At 48.9% G+C, this 501-nt stretch carries 1 pseudogene; it reads right to left on the bottom strand.

Annotated elements, in window-relative coordinates:
* Positions 1-370 precede the first annotated feature (370 nt).
* Positions 371-501: pseudogene (rplA, locus tag R7P64_RS24800) on the bottom strand (50S ribosomal protein L1); the annotation flags it as partial.

Genomic DNA, 501 nt, shown 5'->3' with positions numbered 1-501 from the left:
TTCACTCAATTCAACGAAAAGAGCGTCTAAATACGGTGAGCAGAAACAAGCCAGAATATCCAAAAATAATCTTAGCGTTCTGTCACCGTCTACGCAGGGGATTAAGTTTCTTGCGAAACACCTGCGGTCTTCGACGGAGGCCTGGATAGGCCAGGCTCCAACGAACAAATTCTTCCTATGACTTCGTCCTTCGAACCGCAGCGGCGTTAGCTGCTCTCGTTCACACCGGTCATGTAGTTAACTACACTCCCGGTGATTCACTCGATTGCTGCCTTGCTGCAATTCAAATGACTCGCATAGCGTCTGTCTTATTGACAGAATCGTGGGGGTAAGATTGTAGACAAAATCACCGCCCACGTAAAGGCGAATATTAGTTCGCCACAGTCGCAGTCAGACCGGACTGATCAACGGCAACACCAGCACCCATGGTGGTGGAGATGCTAACTTTCTTGATGTACACGCCTTTAGCCTGAGTCGGTTTCGCTTTTTTCAGCGCAACCA

This window comes from Vibrio sp. 2304 (assembly GCF_033339475.1).
Taxonomy (GTDB): domain Bacteria; phylum Pseudomonadota; class Gammaproteobacteria; order Enterobacterales; family Vibrionaceae; genus Vibrio; species Vibrio alginolyticus.
The sequence above is the reverse complement of the archived record's forward strand: the minus strand, read 5'-3'. Positions and strand labels throughout refer to the sequence as shown.